Consider the following 19,844-nt stretch of genomic DNA (forward strand, 5'->3'; position numbering starts at 1 on the left):
ACTGTGCGGACTGCACCTGGATACCGAGCGGGGTGTACTTGGGTGCACCCCGGGCGCGTCCGAAGGAAATGCACTTGTGCGGGGGACCGCACCTCGGTTTGAGTGCGTGACCGTGACTGCTCTGAGCGACCTCGTGCGGCCCGACCGCTACCCACGCTCCTCCGGCTACGACCCCGCATGGCTCGTGGATCTCGACATGGGGCCGAACCCGCTGTGGCTGCTGGAGGACCTGGCCCGGGACCTCGAACTGCGCCCCGGGATGCGGCTCCTCGATCTCGGGTCCGGCAAGGGGGCCACCTCGGTGTTCCTGGCCCGCGAGTACGGCGTGGACGTCGTGGCCGCCGACTGGTGGACACCCGCGGAGGAAGCGGCGGCCGTGTTCGCCGAGGCGGGGGTCGCCGACCGGGTCCAGGCCGTGCGGGCGGAAGCGCACACCCTGCCGTTCGAACCGGAGAGCTTCGACGCCGTCGTGAGCATCGACGCCTTCGAGTACTTCGGCACCGCGGACGGCTACCTGCCCTACCTGGTGCGGTTCGTGCGCCCGGGCGGACAGCTGGGCATGGCCACTCCCGCCCTGACCCGGGAGGTCCGCGAACTCGGGGCGATCCCGGCCCACATCAAGAAGGTTGTCGGCTGGGAGGCCATCGCCTGGCACACGGCGCAGTGGTGGCGGTTCCAGTGGGAGATCACCGAACTGGTGGACGTCACCTCCGCGCGCCTCCAGCCGGACGCGTGGAAGGACTGGCTGCTGTGGGCGCGGGCGTGCGCCGAGCGACGGCCGGACGGCCGGACGGCCGACCAGCCGGTGATCGACATGCTCACCGAGGACGGTGGGACGTTCCTCTCCTTCGCCCTGGTGACGGCCCGCAGGAGGTGACCACCGGCTTGATCGTCGAGCGGGTCGGTGGCCTCGTGGTGGGCTCCCTCGACGACGCCGGGGCGGACATCCGGGCGTTGCCGCCCCCGGCGGGCACCTGGGAGGTACGGCGGAAGACGGCCCGGTAGGCGCTCGGACGGTGGCCGGTGTGGCGGGCGAAGAGGGCGGCGAAGGTGCCGGGGTCCTGGTAGCCGACGGCCGCGGCGACGGCGGCGACGGTGCGGTCGGTGGTCTCCAGGAGATGCCGGGCGCGACGGACCCGGGACGACTGCAGATGGGCCAGCGGGCTGCGCCCCGTCTCCTCGGCGAAGCGGCGGAGCAGGGTACGGGTGCTGACCCGGAAGGCAGCCGCGAGGTCGGCGAGGTCGTACCGCTCCGCCAGGTTCTGGTCGAGCCGCCGCATGACCCGCTGGGAGAACTCGCGGCCCGGCTGGGGCAGGAGCCGCGGGTCGACGTAAGGGGTCTGGGAGGTCCGAGCGTCGTCCACCAGTGTCAACCGGGCGGTGGTGCGGGCCACCCGGTCGCCGCTGTGCCGGCGGATCAGGTCCAGCGCGAAGTCGTACATGGCGCTGAAGGCGGCCGTGGTCGTGACACCCGTCTCGGTGACGACCAGGTGCTCGGGCCGCACGTCGGTGTCCGGGCAGCGCCTGGCCAGTTCGCCGGCGTGCAGCCACGACGTGGTGGCCCGGCGCCCGGCGAGGAGCCCGGCCTCGGCGAGCAGGAACGCGCCGACGCACAGGGAGACGACGGCGGTGCCGGCGGCGGCCTGCGCGCGGATCGCCTCGACCTCGGGGCCCAGGCGGGCGAGCCGCGCGTCGAGGTCGGTGTCCGGGCGCAGTTCGAAACCGGGGACCACGAGGACGTCCACTCCCCGCAAAGGACGCACCTCCAGGCTCACCCCGCCCGACGCGGTGACCCGGCGGCGGGGCGAGACGACGGACACCCGGTAGCCGGGCGCGTCCGGCCCGGCGACATGCCCGGCCATCGTCAACAGGTCCGGTACGCCGAACACTTCGGACGCGAAACAGTCCGGGTACGCCAGCACCCCGACCCGCAGCGCACCCGGCCCGACGCCCGCACTCGCGCCTTCCTCCGCCATCGATCCCGTCCCCCTGGTGTACCGCCGGGGCAGGGTCGCCGACCGCGTGTCCGCTCGCCCCTCGGCGTGTGGCGAGATTACCCCTGGCCTTGGCGATCCCGCCCCTGATCCGGCGGCCGTCCTCGGGACCAGGCTGTCCTCATGAGCGACGACGATCCGATCACCGACTTCACCCGCCGGACCATGGCCGTGGAGGGGGTGGCGAAGACGGTGTACGTGGCCGGGGCCGGGCCCGCGGTCGTGGTGCTGCCCGAGATGCCGGGCATCAGCCCCGACGTCCTGCGGCTCGCGCGCTGGGTGCGGGACGCGGGCTTCACCGTCCATGTGCCCTCCCTGTTCGGTACGGACGGCGCCTTCCCCACGGTCGAGGGCGGCCGGGAGGTCGTACGCCGCGCCTGCGTCAGCGCGGAGTTCCGCGCCTTCGCCGGCGGCGGAACCAGCCCGGTGACGCTCTGGCTGCGCGGCCTGGCGCGCCAGGCCCACGCTGCCTGCGGCGGGCCGGGAGTAGGTGCGATCGGCCTGTGCTTCACCGGCAACTTCGCCCTCACCATGGCCCTGGAGCCGGCGGTGATCGCCCCGGTGGTCAATCACCCGTCGCTGCCCCTGGACGACCCCGGCGGACTCGAACTCGACGCGGCGGACGCACGGGCGGTGCGCGACCGCCTCGACCGCGACGGACTCACCGTCCTCGCCTACCGCTTCGAGGGGGACCGCTGGTGCACCGGTCGGCGCTTCGCCGCCTACCGCGCCCTGCTCGGTGACGCGTTCGACGGGCGCGTCCTGCCGGACAGCGCCGCCAACCCGGCCCCGCCGCCCTTCTTCGCCGAACTGGTCGGCACTCCGCACAGTGTCGTCACCGCGCACCTCGTCGACGAGGCCGGCCACCCCACGGTCCGGGCCCGCGACGAGATCCTCGCCTTCCTCACCGGCCGGCTCCACCCGCGGTGAGGCGCCCCTCGCTCCGGGCCGAGGGCAGTGCGCCGGGGCTGGTCAGCGCAGTACGGCCGCCAGCAGGTCGGTGCCCAGCGCCGTCAGGTCGGACACGTTGAGGGTGTGGCGGACGTAGCGGCCCTGCCGTCGGGCGGTGAGGAGACCTGCCCGACGGAGGACGGCCAGATGACGGGAGACCTCCGGGGGTGAGAGTTCCCAGGCGTGGGCCAACTCGCCGGTGGTGTGCGGGCCACGGGCCAGCGTGCGCAGCATCCGCAGCCGTACCGGATGGGAGAGCGCCTCCAGCCGTAGCGTCACCGTTTCCAGCGGAACGGGCTCCGCCGGAGTCGGCTCGGCCACGGCGTACTGCACCACCGGATGCCAGCCGGGTGCGTGGACCGCCACCAGGTGCGGGCGGCCGAAGACACTGGGGATGAAGGTGACCCCACTGCCGTGGGCGGAGGTCGCCTTGTCCTGCAGCTTGTCCACGACGATGCAGTCACCGTCCGCCGCCAGGGTGACCGCGCCGGAGACCGAGGCGAGCGCCGCCGCCAGACCCTGGCGCCTCAGCAGGTCGTTCTTCAGGCGCAGGTCGGTGGCGAGTCGCACGGCGGCTCCCGTCCACGCGGCGTCGAAGAACGCCGAGGCGCACTGCTCCAGGGTGTCGCGCACCCGAGCCCGGACCGCGGCCGGGTCCGCGAGCAGCCGTTCCGCGAACGCCTCCTGCAGGGCACCGCGGGCCTGGGCCACCTCCAGGGCGCGCTCGCGCGCGGTCGCGTCGGTGAGCGGGGACGTGCCCGCGAAGTGGACCCGGTTGCTGCCGCACGTGGTGACGAGCGCGGCGGTCACATACCTCTCGTCGTCGATCCGGTCCACGTCGTCCAGCTCGTCGGCGAGGGTCGGCCGGGGCCTGCCGGGGATCAGGAAGTCGGCCTGCGAGGAACGCCAGAGGAACTCCGCCTCCCTGAGCCGCTCGGCCAGCTCCGGCGGCAGTGCGGCCCAGACGTCCCCGGCCCAGTCGGCGAGCTGCGGATGATGTCCGGGTTCGGCCAGCACGTGCAGCATCGCGGTCAGCTCGGCCAGCGGGGAGGCGGCGAACCTCACCCGCTCGCCCGACAGGCCGCCGATGTCGATCCTCAACGTCATCCCGCCATCATCCCGGCCCCAGCTGCAGTCGCCGCCGTCGGTTGACGGTTCCCGTCAACCGACGTGCCCGCCGGTGCGGTGGTCCGCACCGTCTGACCCATGACCACCACCAAGATCCGGCCCCGCGCGCTCGTCCGCGCCTCCGGAGGCCCCCGCTACGCCCTCGCCCTGGCCGTGGACGCGCTCGGCACCGGTCTGCTGCGACCGTTCCTGCTCCTGTACGGCGTGACGGTGCTGAAGCTGTCCGCGCCGGTCACCGGCACCGCCATGACGGCCGGTGTCGTCGCGGGCCTGGTGTGTGTGCCCGCGGTGGGCCGATGGCTGGACCGGGGCGCACGCAGTACGGTCGTGGCGGCGTCGATGCTGGTGCGGGTGCTCGGCGTGATGCTGCTGCTGGCCACCCCGGCAGGGCACGTCGGGCCGTTCGCCGCGGCGGCGCTCTTCCTCGGCATCGGCAACCAGTCCTGGCCGGCCGCCCACGCGGCACTCGTGGCCACGGTCGCCCACGGCCGGGAGCGCGACACCGCGCTCGCGGCGGCCCGCGCCCTGCGCAACGCCGGGCTGGGTGTCGGCGCCCTCATCGCCACCGTGACCCTGGCGGGCGGTACCACGGCCCTGCGGGCGCTGGCGGCCGTCACCGGGCTCGCCTATCTCGCCGCCGCGAGCCTGGCCTGGTCGGTCCACCTGCGCGCGCGTCCGGCCGCCACCTTGGGCGGGGAGGCCGGTACTGGTCCCACGCCCCGGATGCGGGCGCTGCTCGCCGCCAACGTGATCTACGTTTTCTGCCTCAACGTCCCCGAGATCGCCCTCCCGCTCGTCCTGGTGACACAACTGCACGCGTCCCCGGTGTGGTCGGCGGCGATATTCGTGGCCAACACGGTGCTGGTGGTCACCCTGCAGGTGCCGGTCACCGTGCTGATGTCCCGGTTCCGCCGGCGGACGGCGCTCGCTCTCGCCGGCGTGCTCCTGACTGCCTCCTACCTCGGCTTCCTCGCCGCCACCTCACTCGGCCACGGCTGGGGTGCCCCGGCCGTGGCCGCGGTGTCCGTGGTCTGCACCGTCGGCGAGATCGTCTACGCCGGCAGCGCCACCGCCCTCGTCACCCACCTCGCCCCCGCCCATGCCCTGGGGCGCGTCCTCGCCCGCTTCGAACTCTCCACGGGCTTCGGCCTCGCCGTCTCCCCGGCGGCCATCACCGCCCTCGCGCCCCACGGCCCGGCCACCCTCTGGGGCAGCCTCGCCGCCACGACACTCCTGTCCGCCTCCGCCGTCGCCGCCGAGTCGTGACGGACATGGTCCCCGAAGCGCGGCGTCGGTGTCAGCGGGCGAAGACGTCCGCGAACTTGCGGCCCTCGACCACCGGATACGCGAAGTCCGTCGCGTTGAAGGCGGTTGCGTACGACGTCGTCAGTCCCGAGGTCGTGCCGCGCAGCACCCACGCCGCCCCGTCGTCGTACCCTCCGGGAACCACGTCCTCGCCGAACGCTCCGATCGCCAGGTCCGCCCTGCCGTTGCCGTTGATGTCGCGCAGCCGCAGCGATGAGCCGAAGTGGTCGCCCGCTTCGGCGGCGCCCGGTACGCCCGGCGTGCCCTGGTGGAAGGACTGGGCCCCGCTCGTGGTCAGCCCGGCCGAAGAACCCTTGAGCAGGACGACGTCCCCGACGTTCCGGTGGCCGTCCACGTCCTCGTACGAAGCGCCGACCGCGATGTCCGCGTAGCCGTCGCCGGTCGCGTCGCCCACCGCGACCGCGGCGCCGAAGTCGTCGCCGCTCTCGTCGGTTCCCGGCACTCCGGGGCTGGCCTGGGTGTACGTCCTGCCCGTGGCGGGCAGTCCGGCCGCCCTGCCGTACCGCACGGTGAACGAACCGCCGTTGCCCACGTTCTCGTTACCGGTGACCAGGTCGTCGTAGCCGTCGCGGTCGATGTCGCCCGCCGCGACGGCCCGGCCCCAGGCTGCCCCGCCCGCGGCGCCGCCCTCGGCGAGCACCGAGTAGGAGGAGCCGATGTCGCCGGGACCGCCGCGGAGGAGACCCACGTAGTTGCCGGTGAGGGCGCCGCTGCTGTCCACGCGCCGGCCGTGCACGACGAAGTCGCTGCCGGCGGTGCTGGAGAAGTGGCCGGCGACGACACCGTCCAGGCGTACGCCCTCGGGCAGGAAATCCACCTCCGGTGCCAGCGCGCCGTCCTGGGTGGGCTTCCCCTCGCCGTACCACCAGAAGGTGTCGGCACCGACGACGACCAGGTTCCCGGCACCGTCGCCGTCCAGGTCCGCGAAGGCGGCACCCGACCCGAACCCGTAGGCCTCGGCGGTCGGCGCGGTGAGCAGGGTGCCGCCGGACGTGAACGGTTTCGCGCCGCCCCAGACGATCGTCACCGATCCCCCCGGCTTGCCCGCGACCTGCTCGTACGGTGCCCCGACGATCAGGTCGGCGTAGCCGTCGCCGTCGACGTCACCGCTGGTGACGTTCGCGCCGAACTGGTCCACGGACTCCGAAGTCCCCGGCACACCGGGAGTGTTCTGGGTGATGTTCACCGATCGCGCCGGGGTGACCCCGGACGCCGAGCCGAACAGAACGGTGACCGTGCCGCCGCTCGCCTTGGGCGTGCCGATGGCCAGATCGCGATACCCGTCACCGTTGAAGTCGTCCCACAGCCCGGAGGGCGCCGCCACGGCGGCCGGAGCGCCCAGCCCCGCCACGGCAAGGGCAGCGGACACCGCGACGGCGTAGGTACGAATGCGCAAGGTCGTGCTCCTGTCAGTGATCCCACGTCTCAGCGACGTACGACGTCCGCGGTGAACAAAGGGTTGTACGCGCAGGGTCCACGAATCTCAGGTGCGGTGCTCTTCGACGCCCGTTGCGCGGCCAACTGCCATTGCAACCGGTGCCGTTGTCCATGAGTCTCATCTGGTGACGGCGAGTGGAGGCGCAGGTGGACGAGCGCGAGCCCATGCTGAACGGCGACCCGGATGAGCGCGCTTCTCTCTTCGGGTGGAAGGCGTCGGCGGTCGCCCTCGCCATCGTGGTGTGGACGGCCTTCAGACCCCCCCTGCCGTTGTGGCTCTATGTTCTTTGCTGGGCCGCCGCGCTGGCCGCGGCGGAGGGTGTCGCCAGGCTGCTGCGTCACCGAGGCTCGGCCCGTCGCCGGGGTGGCCCGGTCCCCGCCCCGAACCACCTCGCAGCGCACCTGCCGCGGCTGGGCCCGGACTCGTGGCTCCTGGACCCCCGTTGGACCAGGGCCCGAACGGCCGCCGCGGGATTCCTGGTGTTCGCCACCCTCGCTGGCATCATGGGATGGAACGCCGCGCAGGAGTACCGGATGCTGGCGACTCTCCGCGACCAGGGCCGTCGGACCGAAGCCACCGTGGTCGAGATCACCGGTCGCACGGAGGAAGGCCGGCCGGCCGCCGTGACCGTCCGCTTCGTCACACCGTCCGGCCCCGTCCAGGCGGATGTGGATGTCACGGACAGCTCGGCGAGCGAGGCGAAGCCGGGAGCGCGGATACCCGTCGCGTACGACCCGGCAACCCCCACCCAGGTCGTCCAGGTCGACTACCTCGACGGGCGCGACGCCGAGGGCATTCGCGAGGGCTCGATCGTGATCGGGCTGCTCGCCGCGGGCTTCCTGGCCGGAGCCACTTGGGAGGCCGTACGGGCCAGGCGGCGAACGGACGCCGACACGGCACCGCATGACCACCGATCCTGAACCACGGCCCCTTGAGGGTTCGGCGGCCCGGCCGCCCGAGCCGCCCGCACGCGCCGCGGGAACCGTCCATCCCCTGTGGCCGTCTTGTGCGCTGACTGTGCACGAAGCAGGGGGGACGCTGTGACGCGGAACATGACGAAGGTCGGTCTCATGGCGGTGGCCATGGCGACGGTGTTGGGGGCCTCGGCCTGTGGCGGGGAAGGCGGCACGGCGGATCGGGGGAGCGGCGGGAAGTCCGCCGCGCACGGGAAGGCGGACGGCCGGACGCGATCCGGGAACGGCGCGCCGTCCGGTTCGTCGTCGAAGTCCGCCGGAGCCGTGGTGAAGATGTCCGGGCTCGCGCGGACCGCGGCCTCGCCCGTCACCCGCAAGGTGCCGTGGAACCTGGACATCCTGGACCAGCGGGCGCGGCCGCTGAACGGGAAGTTCACCACCACCGCCACGGGCAAGGGCGTGCACGTCTACGTGATCGACACCGGGATGGACATCGGCCACAAGGAGTTCGGCGGACGTGCCCACCTCGGCGCCGACTTCGTGGGGCCCAAGGACTCCGGTGACTGCTTCAGCGAGGCGGGGACCGGCCACGGCACGTTCGTCGCGGGGATCATCGGCGGAGCGAAGTACGGAGTCGCGCCCAGAGCCGACCTCGTACGGGTCCAGGGAATCATGTGCGAGAGCGACGGCGGCGGCTCCCCGGCGGAGGCCGAGGCGGCCCTGGTGAAGTCGGTCAAGTGGGTCACCGCGCACGCGCAGAAGCCCGCGGTGGTGAACATGTCGCTCAACCTCGACCACCGGTCGGCGGCACTCGAGTCCGCCGTGAAGAAGATGGTCGACGCCGGACTCCCCACAGTGGTGTCGGCCGGCAACTTCCACGACGACGCCTGCAAGCACTCTCCGGCCGGGGTCCCCGGCACGATCGTCGTGGCGGCCTCCACCTCGAACGACCGCCCATGGAGCGACGGCGGCTCCTACGGATCGGGCTACGGACGCTGCGTGGACCTGTACGCCCCCGGCCAGAAGGTGACCGCCGCGCTCGCCGGCGGCGGTACGACCACGGAGGACGGCGGCGCCACGTCCTGGGCCGCTCCGCACGCGACCGGTGTGATCGCGCTGTACCTGTCGGCACACCCCCACGCCACGGCCAAGGAGGTCCACGTCTGGCTCGACCACACGGCCACCCGGGGGGTCCTGCGCGGAGTGCGCTCCGACACTCCCAACCGGCTGCTGAACACGGGCGGCCTCTGACCTTTCCCGCCCGCGCCGGCCGTACGGTCACCCGGGCAGGCGGCGGAGGAGCGCGCTCGCCCCGCCCCGCGGCCGTTCCCGTTCCCTCATGCCCGGCCCGCCCCTCCACCGTGACGGGGCGGGCCGTCGGCGTCTCCGGCCGACCGCGCAGACGGGTGCCTCCCTCGGCCGCATGCCCGAGGGCCGTACGCCCGCGTTCCGCCATTCGGCCGCGGTCGGCTCGCGCGCGTCGCCGGGCGGCGGTGCCGTGGACACAGACGCGTGCCGGCGCCCACCGCAGAGAGGCGTCCGACCGTCAGCCGTGCGGAAGGACAGGGCATGCACATATCCGGACCGGCAGCGGGCCGTCGCGTGTGTGCCGCGGTCATCGCCTCCTTGGTGACCTGCTCGACCGCTCTGACCGGACGGATACCCGCCGCCGCGGGAGGCGCCCCCACACCCACGGTGCCCGAACTGGACTGGAGACCCTGCGTCCAGGGCAGCCCGTTCGACTGCGCGACCGCGACCGTGCCGCTGGACTACGACAAGCCGGGCGGCCGTGCCATAGAACTCGCCGTCGTCAGACGGAAGGCGACCGACCCCGGCCGACGCGTCGGCACCCTGCTGTTCAACCCCGGCGGGCCCGGCGGACCGGGAACGGTCCAGATGCCACAGAACTACGAGGCCTTCCCGCGCGAGGTACGCGAGCGGTTCGACATCGTCAGCTGGGACCCCCGCGGGATCGGCAGCAGCACCGCGGTCAACTGCTTCGCGACCTCGACGGAGGCCGCCGCGTGGAACGCGAGCAAACCGGCCGGCATCCCGGTGGGCGCACGGCAGCGGGCCGCCGTGATCGCCGCGTACCAGGACCTCGCCCGACGCTGCCAGCGGCGCGATCCCGAACTGCTGCGCCACGTGTCGACCACCGACACCGCTCGCGACCTCGACGAGCTGCGCAAGGCGGTGGGCGATGCACGACTCACCTACCTGGGGACCTCCTACGGCACGATCCTGGGCAGCACCTACGCCAACCTGTTCCCCGGCAGGGTCCGCGCCATGGTCCTCGACAGCGACATCGATCCGCAGGCCTGGACGAACCACGCCTCCGACACGGACCCACGGCTCACCACGTTCCTGCGCATGGGCTCGGACCGCGCCGCGGCGGCCGTCCTGGACCGGTTCCTCACCTTGTGCGGATCCACCGACACCGCGGGCTGCGCCTTCTCCGCCGGCAGCCCGAAAGCCACCCGCGACAGGTACGACCAGCTGATGCGGCGGCTGCGCGCACATCCCGTGGGTGAGTGGACCTACGGCCGTACCGTCGCCGACGTGGTGAGCAGCCTCTACTTCGTCCACCCGGGCTGGACGGACCTCGCCGGCCGGCTGCGGGACCTGTGGCAGGCCCGCGCCCCCAAGCCGTCGCCGCTCCCGCCCCCGCCACCGGTTCCGCAACCGAATCCGTACGTCGGCGAGGAACAGGCGAGCGCCGTGCTCTGCGGCGACAGCCCCAATCCGCGTGACCCCGCCGCCTACCCCGCGATGGAAGAGGCCGCCGCCGGCCGTGCGGGCGACGCCGGACGCTTCTGGACCTGGGCGACCGCGGCCTGCATCACCTGGCCGGCCGTCGCCGCCGACCGCTACCGCGGCCCGTGGAACAGGCCGACGGCACACCCCGTCCTGCTGGTCGGCACCAGGTACGACCCCGCCACCCCCTACGCGAACGCGCAGACGCTCGCCGGGGAACTGGCCGACGCCCGCCTGCTCACCAACGAGGGGTACGGCCACACCGCCCTCACCAACCCCAGCAGCTGTGTGAAGACGTACGAGAGCCGGTACCTGATCGACGGCACACTCCCGCCGCCCGGAACGACCTGCCGGCAGGACGAGCCCCCCTTCCCGGCACCCAAGCCGGTCGGCGGCATGGCCACCGGAGGCGGCGGCTTGGCGGCCGCCACCCCCTGAGCCGGCCACGGCCGCCCGGTACGGCGGCCGGCCATCCTCCGCACAGCACTCCGCCGAGGGTGTCACCGGCACCACCCCCGATCCGGTGTCCAGGCCCAGGGACGTCGGACACGGCCGACGGCAGTCTGGACACGTCGGCGAGCGGACCGACGCGCATCCCACGCACGGACTCGGGGGAATTCCCGTGAACGAACGCTTCGTCAGGCGCCTGACCGGCATCGCCGGCATCGTGACCGCCGTCGCCCTCATCGTCGAAGTGCCGTTGTACTTCGTCTACTCGGGGCCGCCACCGGACGCCAACGTGCTGACCAGGCTGCTGATCGGCATCGTCGGGATCACCTCGCTGGCCGTCTTCGTCACCTCGTTCCGGGAACTCGTCGGACTCGCACGGCCCGACTACGAGTGGGCCGGCTCGATGGCGTTCGCCATCGGCCTGGTGTACACGGCGATCGCCCTGGTCTCGACCGGGTTGGAGGCCGGTGCGGTGATCGCCGCCGACCGTCCCATCGATCCGACGATCACGGTCAGCGGCACCTACATCCTCTACGGCACGATCTCCCGGCTGTTGCTGGCACTGTTCCTGGCAGCACTGGGACATGTCGTCTGCCGCGCCGACTTGCTGCCGCGCTGGGTCGGCCGCTCCGCCTACCTCCTCGCGGGTGTCAACCTGGCTTTCGTACCGTCCCTGTTCTTCGGCAACACCCCGGCCCATTTCTACGCGGCCAACGGCTGGGGCACCACCGCTCTCACGGGGGCGCTCCTCAGCTACTGGCTGCTGGCCGCCGGCATCTCGACCTACCGCAGCTCCACCCGCCACCAGGTCCCGGCCGGTTCCTAGCCACCGATCGGGACCGCGGCCGGAAGCCGCCCCCGGCAGCCCAGGATCTGCCACGCGGACATCGCGCGGCAGATCCTGGGCTCGCTGACGACCCACTCCGAGGCCGGATGCCTGCCGACCCAGCGGCGCACGGGAGTGGGAACGTGACGACGGCCTCAGGGGGCCAGGCGGGCGGCGAGGCCGTGGTAGCCGTGGTCGTGGAGGCGGGCCGCCGAGACGGGGAAGTAGCTCTTGTCCGCCACGACTCCAAGACCTTCGACCATGCGGTTCATGAAGTTGAACAGCGCGCCGACCATCACCGCGTCGTGCAGAGCGCGTTCGTCCCAGCCGGCCGCGAAGACCGCTTCGGCGTCCGCCGGGGTGAGCAGGGCCGGGGTCCGGGTGAGGATGCCGAGATAGCGCAGCACGGGCTTGAGCTTCTCGTCGACCTCGGCGCCGTCCAGATCGGCGAGTGCGTCGGCCAGCAGCCCCTCGGGAACGCCGAAGGCCTCCGCGGTCGCGGTGTGAATGCCGTGGCAATACGTGCAGTCGTTGAGACCGGAGACGTACGCCGCCATCAATTCGCGTTCGGCGACGGTGAAGGGCGACTCCTCCCGGAGGACCGACTCGTGGAGCTCCAGGAGCGGCCGCGAGGTGCGCGGGTAGGCCTCGAAGACCTGTAGGAGCGCCGCGTCCGCGGGCAGGGACTTCAGGTAGGTCATCGTGCCGTCATCTCTCCATGGGCCGGGCGCTGGGCCAGCCGGTCGATCTCGTTCCTGCGCAGCCAACACGCCGCCAGATGGGCGGAGGTGGCGGGGCCCGGGTCGCCCAGATCGCAGTAGGCGAACATGCGCAGAGTGTCCTTCCACGCCTTGCGCAGGGCGGCGGGCGGCGACGCCGGTCCGACGGCGGCGGCCAACGCCGGACGGGCCTCGCGCCAGCGCTGCGCACCGGCCTCGACCAGGGCCTCGAAGGTCACGGTCGCCCGTACGCCGTGCCGGATCCGGTCCACGGCCAGGAGCACCTGCGCCGGGTCGTCGGCGAGGGCCGCCAGGCCCAGGCCGGCGAGGAGGCGTTCGGCCTCCAGCCCCATGAGCAGCACACCGGTCTCGGTCATCCCGGGCTCGTCGACCGGCGTCAGGGAGAACCGGGTGTCGAATGCGTCGAGGTCAGACACCGGCCATCACCCTGTCGTCGGTGCTGCGGCTGCCGGAACTCTCCTGGAGGCCGACGGCGACCGCCGTCGCCACCCGGGCCGTCGCGACGCGGTGGCCGTCGATGTTGCGGGCCGCGGGACCCAGCACCATGCCGGCGGCGGCACCGACCGCGAAGACGCGCGGCGCGTTGCGGAAGGCCAAGGTCTTCTCGTCGAGGTCCGGCCAGCCGTCACGCGCCGCGACCACGTCCGCGGGCAGCAGCCGGTCGCCGCTGGAGACGGTGGTGCCGAGAGCCAGCACGGCGTGGTCGGCGACCACGCGCTCGCCGTCGGAGAGGCGGACGGCTACCCGTCCGGCGCGCTCGGGCAGCAGCCCGGTGACCGCGCGGCCGCGGTGGACGATCAGCCGACCGTCGGCCTCGGCGGCCTGCATCTGCGGGCGGAACTCGAACATGACGGACGCCCGGCGCTGGCCGCCCATCAGGGTCAGGCGGTCCTCCCAGCTCGTGCCGTCGAAGCGGGCCCTGCCCTCGGCCCGGAAGAACGACGCGTTGACGTCGGCGCACTGATAGCGCTCTTCGGCGGCCCGCACGATCCAGTGGACGCGCTTGCCGTCGTTGAGGGCGTTCGCGATCAGATGGGCGGCGCTCAGCCCCGCGCCGATGACGGTGAGGTGCTCGGCGTCCTGGGGTACGGGCTCGTCCCAGTAACTGACGCCGGGCGGAACGGAGTCACCCTCCCACCAGTCGCCGGGGGCGGTACGGCGTTCCTCGCCGAGGCAGAGGACGGCGTAGGGCGCGGTGACCGAGGTGCCGTCGGCGTGCACCGTGACCGCGTCGGCGGTGGGCCGGACGTCCCGGACGTCGGCCCGCCATGTGCGCTCGTCCACGTGGTGGAGCGTGGCCACGTGCCGGCAGTAGGCCTCGAACACGTCGACGGGCACCACGGAGCGGTGCCCCGCCTGGGCCATGCGAATCTCCCGGCGTTCCACCGGGGTGAGCCGGGACCAGTTCAGCCGGGCGAAGTCGAGCAGCTCGCAGTCGCGGTAACCCTCGACTCCGGGGTGGTGTTCGTACGGCGAGCGCAGCACGCGCTGCTGGAGCGTGTCGATACGTTCGAAGAACCGGCCGCAGGGCCGTCCGTCGCGGTCGAGCAGGACGACGTCCTGGACGCCGAGGTGCCACAGGGCGGAGGCCGTGGCGAGGCCGGCCGGGCCGGCGCCGACGATGACGACGTCGGCGGTGGCGGGCACCGCGTCCGCACTGACGGCCCGGGGAGCGCTGACCGGGGCCGGGGCCCAGTCACGGCCGCGGGGCGAGTCGAGCAGGTGGGGCTCGGGAACGAAGGTGGTCACCCGATGACCGTCACCGGAACGATGATCTCGATGACCGGTCGCTGGGGCAGTCCCTCGGCGACGAGCCGGTCGAGGGTCTTCGCCGCCGCCTCCGGACTGTCGGTGGCCACAGGGGTGTACCGGGAGTACGAGTACGTGGGCCTGCGGCCGACGGTCTCCAGCGAGTACATCTTCACTACCGCCTCACCGGGGCGCACTTCACCGCCGTAGAAGGTCAGGCGACGCTGGTCGGGGGTGATGAAGGACTTCGAGAACTGTCGTGACATCACGAGGGTGTCGGCGTCGTTCACGAAGACGGAGTCCTCGTCCGTGGCGGCCTGCATGGCGACCCACGTACGGTCCGTCAGGTTGGTCTCGGACTTGATCACCTGCCAGCGTCCGGGCTCGGGAAGATTGACGCACACCGAGACGTCGTGGTCGACGGTGTCGATGGCTCCGGAAATCATCAGCACACGACGTCGTACGTCGGCGACCCCGGCCATTTGGATATCGCGAGCCCGTACTCGCGAAGAAACATCTATCCCCGACACTTCAAGCGACGGCATTGCATCTCTCCGACTTCTTGACAGAGACCCCTGGTGTCACAAGTGGGACCGAGATTTTCACAGGCCCCACACCCTGTCAAGCACGCTTGTGCGAAGGGTAGTTGGATGTTCGACAACTGGCCGGGGCGGAGACCGGTCGAGTAACCGCCGTCACGCCGCCCGACCGGTCTGGAGGTCGATTCCCGGCGCTTCGTCGGCGGATCCGACGTAGGTGATCTCGAACATGTCGAAGTCGCGGATGCGGATCTTCATGACGAGACCCCTCCGTAACCGGACGAAGAACTCCTGCGGCTGCGCGGCGACTTCGGACGTGTCGTACGTCCTGAAGACCGTCCTGTCGACGATCGCGAACAGCGCCTGGTGCACGGCGTTCTTCTCGATCTGGTTCGCCGTGCCGGACCACTGCTCCAGCAGGTCCCAGCCCGCGACGAGCCGGAACGCCGGGTGTCGGGCTCCGGCGCCCTGGGTGCCCGGCTCCAACTCCGAGCGGCGCAGGGACTGGAAATCTGTTTCGGCGGGGCGTCCCAGCAGGGTGCAGGCAAGACGCAGTTGGCTCCGCACCAAGGGCGCGGCCCGGTGGCGCAGCACGGCGCGCAGAATGCGCTCGGCCGTCCAGCTGTCACCGGTGCCGAGGTACCGAAGAGCCTGCTCATGGAGGAAGTCCACCTCGTCCTCGCTGAGTCGACCGCCCGATCGGGCCAGGTGATCGATGCGCAGTTCCCGTCCCGAGACCGTGGCCGAAAGATGCTCCTCGGAGTTGGCGAGTTCTTCCCTGCGGATGTCGACCAGCCCCTCGGACTGATCGGCGAGCGTGGCGAAGAACTCCCGGCTGCCGTCGTCGAGCAGGTCGGCGTCGAGCACGTCGATGCGGCACGGACCCACCTGCTTCAGCCAGGCGCGGCCCACCTCGCGGAAGCTGCGGATCACGCGCTCTTGATGGAACAGGCGGAGGCGGTCGGGAGGCAGTCGTCGGACAGCGTCGACGCGCTCCTCCTGGTCCCCGGGCGTGGCGCTCGCCGGGTCGTCGGGCGCGATGAGCTTCAGCCCGACGCGGGCCGGCCGCGGCCAGGCAGCGGTGACGCCCGCACCCATCAGAGCCCGCACGGGCAGGAATCCGATCAGGCCGTTTTCGGCTCGCACGGTGAAGTGCCGCATCTGTACCCCAGATTCGAAGGGCCCGGACAAGGCCGGGCGCAAGCGGGAATTTCCACCGCCCGCGGAGCGGTGGCGCTGTGTGCCGACGGGCCGCCAGGTGTTGTTGCCGCCCCAGGAACGCGCTGCCTCCGGCGATAGACGCAACCGTCACAGAGTTCATCCGGTCCTCCTGGGAAAGCAGTTCCGGCGGTCCGACACTTTTGAAAGTAGGCACGTCTCCGCGCGCCGACATCTTCCAAATTGCTTTTGATCCTGCGGCGTTCCGCAATCCCGCCCATCTCGCCAAGTAGCCCTTGCCAGACGGCCCGGCGGGTTGCTGGGAGGCATGCGGGTGTTCAAGCGGATGTTCAACTCGCCGGTCGGACGCTCCAGGGTCCCGAGGGCGAGGCTCGCGCGTGGCTCGGCCCGGAGGGGATCCGGCGGAGCATGCGCTGCCGGGTTCTTCCTGGGTGTCGTCAGCTGTGGTGGCCGGGAAGAACCGTCCTTCTTCCTGCGGACGGCACCCCAGCTGTCCGTGTGCTGGACGTCCGTCCGGTCGTTCCGAACCGTACCTAGCGGTGTGATCTCGGGGCCCGGCATGGCCAGAGGCCATCCCCGCCCTCCAGGCACCGCTGCGACCCCATGTGAGGATGTGGCCATGACGTCGCCGAAAAACCGCGGGAGCCGGTCGGCCAGGCTCGTGGTCGCGGCCGGTGCCGCACTCGCACTTTCCGCCTGCGCCACAAGTGCTTCCGACGACGGCGGTTCCGGGAGCCGTGAGGCGGAGTACAGACGAGTCATCGAGGACCCTGCCCCGAGCCCTGCCGACGTCGTCGAAGCCGCCGGCGCACCCAGTGGCGTGGCCCGCGCGGACAACGGCTCGCTGCTCCTGACGTACGACGCCGGAAACGTCGAGGACGACGAAGGACCGGCCGCCTTCGCCTGGCGCATCGTGGACCCCGACGGGCGAACGGTCGCCGAGCACGCGGAACACACGGACGCGGAGGCGGCGCGGGTCGCGTTCGAAGGAGTGCGCGGTGGCTTCATACGGGTGCCGCCCGGCGAGGGAGCCGGGGGAGCGTACGCCCTCGACGTGGACGGCAAGCGGCACAAGGTGGTGATCACCGAGACCGCCCTGCGCACCCGTCCCGGCGACATCCTGCTCGCCGCACCGGAGCCGACCCTTGTCTACCGGCCTGCCACGCGCACCCTGGCGTCCCCGGCCGGAATCCCGGCGAACGGCATCCGCTTCGCCGTGGACGAGCGGGGCACGGTGTGGAGCCTCGACCAGCCCCTGACCGAGGAACCCCACCGCGTCGTACGGCAACGCGGCGGTCGCACGCTCGGCAGCATCGCCGTCCCGAAGCCGTACACGGGAGGTGTTCTCGCCGCGCGGGGCGGCACCGCGGCACTGTCGCTCATCCAGGGGGACGGGGTGCGAGGCCTGCTGATGACGACGGACGGCGGCGGACACTGGCGGACCGTGCTCGGCGGTGGGATCCCCTTCGAGTCCCTGAAGAGGGGACCGGAAGCACTCGTCCTGGAGGCACTTGCGGACGGGCGGCTCCTCGTCGGCGAGGAGGGCGGCCGCTACTGGCTTGCCGGCGACCGCACCAACACCGTCTTCCGGGAGTTGAGGACGCCGGTGAGATTCACGTCGCTCACCGTCGACGGCACCACGCTCTACGGCATCGCGGACGCGACGACGGCGACCTACGACCTGGTCAACGGCGAAGGTCTATGGATCTCTCGCGACGGCGGACGCCAGTGGCGGCGCTACCGGGAGCGCTGATGTCGGCCGGTCGGCACGGTCTGTCCGGACCGGTCCTCACGTCGGCCTAGCCGGGCCTCAGGCTCTGATCAGTGCTTGAAGCTGTCCTTGGCCCTCTCTTTGGTCTCCCGGGCCTTGCCCCGGGCCTCGAGTGCGGCACCCTTGGCTGCGACGGTCTCCTTGCCCACGGCGTGAGCCGCCTTCCTCACCGCTTTCCCGACAGCCTGCTCGCCCATGGCCATGGCCTTCTGTCCGGCACTCATGGCGGTCCCTTCATCGGCACTTACCCGTCCACCTGCCCCTGTCCCTGACGCGGAAACGGCATACGGCGCATAGAGAACATTGTGGCCTCTTGGAGTAACAGGTGAGAGCCATTACGGGACGTGCCGGCGGTGCCAGGGCGCAAGAACAACTGGTCCCCGCCGGATAGCGTCGTCTCGTACCGCGCCGTCGTGAGGGAAGGGGAAGCGTGCAGGATCTGCCCAGGTCGACGACGGAGCCCGACGGCTCCGTGGTGGTGCGTGTGCTCAGCTACAACATCCGCTCCATGCGCGACGACGTCGCGGCCCTCGCCCGGGTGATCCGGGCCTGCCGCCCGGACGTCGTGTGCGTTCAGGAGGCGCCGCGGTTCTACGGCTGGCGCAAGGCCGCCGCCCGCCTCGCGCGGAACTCCGGGCTCGTGTACGTCTCGGGCGGCGCCCCGGCCGCCGGCCCCATGATCCTCTCCTCCCTGCGTGCTCACGTGGAGCGCGTCGAGGACGTCCTGCTGCCCCGTACCCCCGGCCTGCACCAGCGAGGCTTCGCGACAGCCGTGCTGCGGTTCGGCCGGGCCCGGCTCGGGGTGCTCAGCTGCCATCTGAGCATCGACGACCATGAGCGCTACGAGCAGGGGCGACTGCTCCTCGAAAGGCTGTCCGCCCTGGACGCGCCGTACGCCGTCGTCGGGGGCGACTTCAACGACCGGCCCGACGGTCGTACCTTCGGCCTCCTCGCCGACGCCCTGCGGGACGGCTGGGCGACGAACCCATGGGGGAGGGAGCACACCACGCGGCTGGGTGATCCGCTGCAGCGGATCGACGCGGTCTTCACGACGGAGAGAGTGGAGGTACTGGGGTGCGGGGTACCGATGGGCCTCCGCGGGGTCCGGGAAAGAGATCTTCGGGCAGCCACGGACCACCTGCCGGTGCTGGCCGCCTTGCGGTTGCCCGCCGGGTAGGAGACGGCTTCGATCCGGCTCGTGCCGTCACGATCGGCCGGGAGTACGCACCGATGCCAGGACAGGATGGTCGACGCGTCAGCGGCACGCTGCGAAAGCTGTCGTATGTGCGGGCCGGTTCGGGGTAGAACAACTGCTGGCTTCCGGCGTCGGCGGAGCCGGAGCGGCCCCCGGAGACAGGGCTGCTCCCGAGCATGAACGAAGGATCGGCATACATGGCCAGCGGTACCGTGAAGTGGTTCAACTCCGAAAAGGGTTTCGGGTTCATCCAGCAGGACGGCGGAGGCCCGGACGTCTTCGCGCACTACTCCGAGATCCAGGGAAGCGGCTACCGCGAACTGACCGAGGGTGAGCACGTCACCTTCGACATCGGGCAGGGCCAGAAGGGCCCGCAGGCGCAGAACATCGTCCGCGGCTGATCAAGCGTCGTACACACCGGAGGGCGGCTGCCATACGGGCAGCCGCCCTCGCTCTAACGCTTCCTGCCGCCCTCTTCGCGCGCCTGCTTGAATGCGTCCGAAATGGTCTCCGCGGCGCCGGAGAGGGCTCCCTTGGTCACTCCGCGGGCGCCGGACTCGGTGAGCTGTCCCTTGAGTTCGGTGAGGCCGGCCGGTTTGCGCGGCCCGGATTCCAGGTCGAGGCGGTTGCAGGCCTCGGCGAAGCGGAGATAGGTGTCGACACTCGCGACGACGATCCGTATGTCGATCTTGAGTATCTCGATGCCGACGAGGGAGACGCGTATGAACGCGTCGATGACGAGCCCGCGGTCGAGGATGAGTTCCAATACGTCGTACAGGCCGCTGGAGCCGCCTCCGCCACCCTGTTGTGTCGCCACGGTCATCGCGACCAACCCCTGTCGTCTGATTCGGCCTGGACCCCGTAGGGGGAGCCCGTCGCAGCACGGTGAC

General features: G+C 71.7%; 20 protein-coding genes. 10 read left to right on the top strand and 10 right to left on the bottom strand.

Translation table 11 applies throughout. The annotated features are described in order from the left end of the window. The first annotated feature begins 106 nt into the window (after nucleotides 1–106). Nucleotides 107–877: an SAM-dependent methyltransferase gene (locus tag BLW57_RS38570; protein ID WP_093480275.1), complete on the top strand. Its 771-nt coding sequence runs from the start codon at nucleotides 107–109 to the stop codon at nucleotides 875–877. On the opposite strand, the gene BLW57_RS38575 is transcribed toward BLW57_RS38570, so the two are convergent. Continuing rightward, complete coding sequence (locus BLW57_RS38575) at nucleotides 819–1,976, bottom strand: GlxA family transcriptional regulator (protein ID WP_093480276.1); 1,158 nt, start codon at nucleotides 1,974–1,976, stop codon at nucleotides 819–821. The genes BLW57_RS38570 and BLW57_RS38575 overlap by 59 nt on opposite strands. A 141-nt stretch (nucleotides 1,977–2,117) precedes the next feature. Between BLW57_RS38575 and BLW57_RS38580 the strand changes: the two genes are divergently transcribed. After that, on the top strand, nucleotides 2,118–2,924 hold the full coding sequence (locus BLW57_RS38580) for a dienelactone hydrolase family protein (protein WP_093480277.1): 807 nt from the start codon (nucleotides 2,118–2,120) through the stop codon (nucleotides 2,922–2,924). Between the two features lie 42 nt (nucleotides 2,925–2,966). Here the strand turns inward: BLW57_RS38580 and BLW57_RS38585 are convergent, their stop codons facing one another. Continuing rightward, nucleotides 2,967–4,052 (bottom strand): DUF5937 family protein, encoded by a 1,086-nt coding sequence (locus tag BLW57_RS38585; protein WP_093480278.1) that lies wholly within the window; start codon nucleotides 4,050–4,052, stop codon nucleotides 2,967–2,969. Between the two features lie 99 nt (nucleotides 4,053–4,151). Here BLW57_RS38585 and BLW57_RS38590 point away from each other — a divergent pair, with 99 nt between their 5' ends. Continuing rightward, entirely contained in the window at nucleotides 4,152–5,339 is a 1,188-nt protein-coding gene (locus BLW57_RS38590; RefSeq protein ID WP_093480279.1) for an MFS transporter, read from the top strand. 31 nt (nucleotides 5,340–5,370) lie between these two features. On the opposite strand, the gene BLW57_RS38595 is transcribed toward BLW57_RS38590, so the two are convergent. Then, nucleotides 5,371–6,795, bottom strand: coding sequence for an FG-GAP-like repeat-containing protein (locus tag BLW57_RS38595; RefSeq protein WP_093480280.1), 1,425 nt, complete (start codon nucleotides 6,793–6,795; stop codon nucleotides 5,371–5,373). 188 nt (nucleotides 6,796–6,983) lie between these two features. Here BLW57_RS38595 and BLW57_RS38600 point away from each other — a divergent pair, with 188 nt between their 5' ends. The 4 genes from BLW57_RS38600 to BLW57_RS38615 all read left to right on the top strand — a co-directional run bounded on the left by BLW57_RS38600 (nucleotide 6,984) and on the right by BLW57_RS38615 (nucleotide 11,781). Further along, nucleotides 6,984–7,757 carry a DUF3592 domain-containing protein gene (locus tag BLW57_RS38600; protein ID WP_143051650.1) on the top strand — a complete coding sequence of 258 codons (774 nt, stop codon included), beginning with the start codon at nucleotides 6,984–6,986 and terminating at the stop codon, nucleotides 7,755–7,757. Nucleotides 7,758–7,889: 132 nt separating this feature from the next. Continuing rightward, the gene (locus BLW57_RS38605; protein WP_093481141.1) at nucleotides 7,890–9,002 is read left to right on the top strand and encodes a S8 family peptidase; all 1,113 of its coding nucleotides are present in this window, start codon (nucleotides 7,890–7,892) and stop codon (nucleotides 9,000–9,002) included. A 318-nt stretch (nucleotides 9,003–9,320) separates the two neighbouring features. Next, entirely contained in the window at nucleotides 9,321–10,943 is a 1,623-nt protein-coding gene (locus BLW57_RS38610; RefSeq protein ID WP_093480282.1) for an alpha/beta hydrolase, read from the top strand. Nucleotides 10,944–11,127: 184 nt separating this feature from the next. Then, nucleotides 11,128–11,781 (top strand): hypothetical protein, encoded by a 654-nt coding sequence (locus BLW57_RS38615; RefSeq protein ID WP_093480283.1) that lies wholly within the window; start codon nucleotides 11,128–11,130, stop codon nucleotides 11,779–11,781. Between the two features lie 155 nt (nucleotides 11,782–11,936). Here the strand turns inward: BLW57_RS38615 and BLW57_RS38620 are convergent, their stop codons facing one another. The 5 genes from BLW57_RS38620 to BLW57_RS38640 form a co-directional block, all read right to left on the bottom strand. After that, nucleotides 11,937–12,482: a carboxymuconolactone decarboxylase family protein gene (locus BLW57_RS38620; RefSeq protein WP_093480284.1), complete on the bottom strand. Its 546-nt coding sequence runs from the start codon at nucleotides 12,480–12,482 to the stop codon at nucleotides 11,937–11,939. Further along, nucleotides 12,479–12,937, bottom strand: a complete 459-nt coding sequence (locus tag BLW57_RS38625) for a DUF6187 family protein (protein WP_101376914.1) — start codon at nucleotides 12,935–12,937, stop codon at nucleotides 12,479–12,481. Before BLW57_RS38625 ends, BLW57_RS38620 begins: the two co-directional genes overlap by 4 nt. Then, the gene (locus BLW57_RS38630) at nucleotides 12,930–14,270 is read right to left on the bottom strand and encodes an FAD/NAD(P)-binding protein (RefSeq protein ID WP_093480285.1); all 1,341 of its coding nucleotides are present in this window, start codon (nucleotides 14,268–14,270) and stop codon (nucleotides 12,930–12,932) included. Before BLW57_RS38630 ends, BLW57_RS38625 begins: the two co-directional genes overlap by 8 nt. Beyond that, a complete protein-coding gene (locus BLW57_RS38635; RefSeq protein WP_073896318.1) occupies nucleotides 14,267–14,752 on the bottom strand; it encodes a DUF6423 family protein in 486 nt (161 codons plus the stop codon). Before BLW57_RS38635 ends, BLW57_RS38630 begins: the two co-directional genes overlap by 4 nt. Before the next feature lie 213 nt (nucleotides 14,753–14,965). Further along, complete coding sequence (locus BLW57_RS38640; protein ID WP_093480286.1) at nucleotides 14,966–15,970, bottom strand: DUF6235 family protein; 1,005 nt, start codon at nucleotides 15,968–15,970, stop codon at nucleotides 14,966–14,968. A gap of 637 nt (nucleotides 15,971–16,607) precedes the next feature. On the opposite strand from BLW57_RS38640, the gene BLW57_RS38650 reads away from it, so the two are divergent. Then, nucleotides 16,608–17,741, top strand: coding sequence for a hypothetical protein (locus tag BLW57_RS38650; RefSeq protein ID WP_093480287.1), 1,134 nt, complete (start codon nucleotides 16,608–16,610; stop codon nucleotides 17,739–17,741). Between the two features lie 68 nt (nucleotides 17,742–17,809). On the opposite strand, the gene BLW57_RS41700 is transcribed toward BLW57_RS38650, so the two are convergent. After that, a complete protein-coding gene (locus BLW57_RS41700; RefSeq protein ID WP_176985880.1) occupies nucleotides 17,810–17,983 on the bottom strand; it encodes a hypothetical protein in 174 nt (57 codons plus the stop codon). A 206-nt stretch (nucleotides 17,984–18,189) separates the two neighbouring features. Between BLW57_RS41700 and BLW57_RS38655 the strand changes: the two genes are divergently transcribed. Both BLW57_RS38655 and BLW57_RS38660 read left to right on the top strand, forming a co-directional pair. Further along, nucleotides 18,190–18,936 carry an endonuclease/exonuclease/phosphatase family protein gene (locus BLW57_RS38655; RefSeq protein ID WP_093480288.1) on the top strand — a complete coding sequence of 249 codons (747 nt, stop codon included), beginning with the start codon at nucleotides 18,190–18,192 and terminating at the stop codon, nucleotides 18,934–18,936. Nucleotides 18,937–19,151: 215 nt separating this feature from the next. Beyond that, complete coding sequence (locus BLW57_RS38660; RefSeq protein ID WP_073896324.1) at nucleotides 19,152–19,355, top strand: cold-shock protein; 204 nt, start codon at nucleotides 19,152–19,154, stop codon at nucleotides 19,353–19,355. A gap of 53 nt (nucleotides 19,356–19,408) precedes the next feature. Here the strand turns inward: BLW57_RS38660 and BLW57_RS38665 are convergent, their stop codons facing one another. Continuing rightward, complete coding sequence (locus BLW57_RS38665; RefSeq protein WP_093480289.1) at nucleotides 19,409–19,777, bottom strand: gas vesicle structural protein GvpA; 369 nt, start codon at nucleotides 19,775–19,777, stop codon at nucleotides 19,409–19,411. Nucleotides 19,778–19,844: the final 67 nt, after the last annotated feature.

The sequence above is a fragment of the Streptomyces sp. 1222.5 genome (assembly GCF_900105245.1).
Classification (GTDB): Bacteria; Actinomycetota; Actinomycetes; order Streptomycetales; family Streptomycetaceae; genus Streptomyces; species Streptomyces albidocamelliae.

What these genes read in the sequence shown, in the direction of transcription:
- BLW57_RS38620 (WP_093480284.1), bottom strand. Translation starts at nt 12,482, where the DNA reads ATGACCTACCTGAAGTCCCTGCCCGCGGACGCGGCGCTCCTACAGGTC.
- BLW57_RS38605 (WP_093481141.1), top strand. Translation starts at nt 7,890, where the DNA reads ATGACGAAGGTCGGTCTCATGGCGGTGGCCATGGCGACGGTGTTGGGG.
- BLW57_RS38590 (WP_093480279.1), top strand. Translation starts at nt 4,152, where the DNA reads ATGACCACCACCAAGATCCGGCCCCGCGCGCTCGTCCGCGCCTCCGGA.
- BLW57_RS38580 (WP_093480277.1), top strand. Translation starts at nt 2,118, where the DNA reads ATGAGCGACGACGATCCGATCACCGACTTCACCCGCCGGACCATGGCC.
- BLW57_RS38640 (WP_093480286.1), bottom strand. Translation starts at nt 15,970, where the DNA reads ATGCGGCACTTCACCGTGCGAGCCGAAAACGGCCTGATCGGATTCCTG.
- BLW57_RS38635 (WP_073896318.1), bottom strand. Translation starts at nt 14,752, where the DNA reads ATGGCCGGGGTCGCCGACGTACGACGTCGTGTGCTGATGATTTCCGGA.
- BLW57_RS41700 (WP_176985880.1), bottom strand. Translation starts at nt 17,983, where the DNA reads ATGAGTGCCGGACAGAAGGCCATGGCCATGGGCGAGCAGGCTGTCGGG.
- BLW57_RS38575 (WP_093480276.1), bottom strand. Translation starts at nt 1,976, where the DNA reads ATGGCGGAGGAAGGCGCGAGTGCGGGCGTCGGGCCGGGTGCGCTGCGG.
- BLW57_RS38665 (WP_093480289.1), bottom strand. Translation starts at nt 19,777, where the DNA reads ATGACCGTGGCGACACAACAGGGTGGCGGAGGCGGCTCCAGCGGCCTG.
- BLW57_RS38660 (WP_073896324.1), top strand. Translation starts at nt 19,152, where the DNA reads ATGGCCAGCGGTACCGTGAAGTGGTTCAACTCCGAAAAGGGTTTCGGG.
- BLW57_RS38650 (WP_093480287.1), top strand. Translation starts at nt 16,608, where the DNA reads ATGACGTCGCCGAAAAACCGCGGGAGCCGGTCGGCCAGGCTCGTGGTC.
- BLW57_RS38610 (WP_093480282.1), top strand. Translation starts at nt 9,321, where the DNA reads ATGCACATATCCGGACCGGCAGCGGGCCGTCGCGTGTGTGCCGCGGTC.
- BLW57_RS38585 (WP_093480278.1), bottom strand. Translation starts at nt 4,052, where the DNA reads ATGACGTTGAGGATCGACATCGGCGGCCTGTCGGGCGAGCGGGTGAGG.